The sequence below is a fragment of the Flagellimonas abyssi genome (genome assembly GCF_019457905.1).
GTDB lineage: Bacteria > Bacteroidota > Bacteroidia > Flavobacteriales > Flavobacteriaceae > Flagellimonas > Flagellimonas abyssi.
In genome coordinates this window covers 1-1100 of the sequence record NZ_JAHZSV010000097.1, presented here as the reverse complement: position 1 = coordinate 1100, position 1100 = coordinate 1, and the positions used below count along the sequence as shown (strand labels likewise).

At 52.4% G+C, this 1100-nt stretch carries 1 protein-coding gene; it reads left to right on the top strand.

Annotated features, from left to right (window positions below; translation table 11 throughout):
- Positions 1-63: 63 nt before the first annotated feature.
- On the top strand, positions 64-1100 hold a 1037-nt coding region (locus K1F36_RS19975; protein WP_220115358.1), incomplete at its 3' end, for an IS256 family transposase.

Genomic DNA, 1100 nt, shown 5'->3' with positions numbered 1-1100 from the left:
GAGACTGTAAACTGAACTCTGTCTGAAAAAGATTAGAAGTATTAATTTTATTCAGACAGTACCATGACAAAGAAAGAACAGACAGAATTTGAAAAGAAGGTGCTCGAGCAGTTCATGTCGGGCAAGAACCTTTTCGGTGAGGGAGGCGCCTTTGCCCCCATGCTGAAGAATGTGATCGAGAAGGCCCTTGAGGCGGAGATGGACGGCCATCTGGACGAGGGTGAGCGCACCAAGGGCAACAAACGCAATGGCAAGGGAAAAAAGACGCTGAAAAGTGGTTTTGGGACCTTCGACATCGATACCCCGCAGGACCGCCAGAGCAGCTTTGAGCCGGAACTTGTGAAGAAACGCCAGACCATCCTGGCGGACAATCTCTCGGAGAAGATCATCGGGCTCTACGGCCTTGGGATGAGTTACCGCGACATCTCGTCCCATATCAAGGAGATGTACGATACGGAGATCTCCCATACGGTCTTAAGCCAGATCACCGATCGGATCGTCCCCGATGTAAAGGCGTGGCAGAACCGTCCCCTGGAGCCCCTCTATTGCATCGTGTGGCTGGATGCCATGCACTACAAGGTAAAGGTCGATGGGAAGATCGAGCACAAGGCCCTTTATAACATACTTGGCATCAACAAGGAGGGATATAAGGAAGTTTTGGGCATGTACATCTCCGAGAGCGAGGGTGCCAACTTCTGGCTCCAGGTGCTGACCGACCTGAACAACCGTGGACTGCAGGACATCCTTATTGCCTGTACCGATAACCTGAAGGGCTTTACCGAGGCCATACTCAGCATATTCCCAAAGACCCAGGTACAGAAGTGCATTGTACACCAGATACGCAATTCCCTCAGGTATATTGCCTCAAAGGACCAAAAGGAGTTCATGCGGGACCTCAAAGAGGTATACCGGGCCACCAGTAAGGAGGTGGCCGAGGACGGACTCCTGGCCCTGGGCGAAAAATGGGGAGGCAAATATCCCGTGGTCATTGAATCCTGGCAGAACAACTGGGAAGAGCTCTCCCAGTACTTCCAATACACCCCGCCCATCCGCAAACTGATCTATACCACCAATGCCGTGGAGGGCTTCCACCGCCAGGT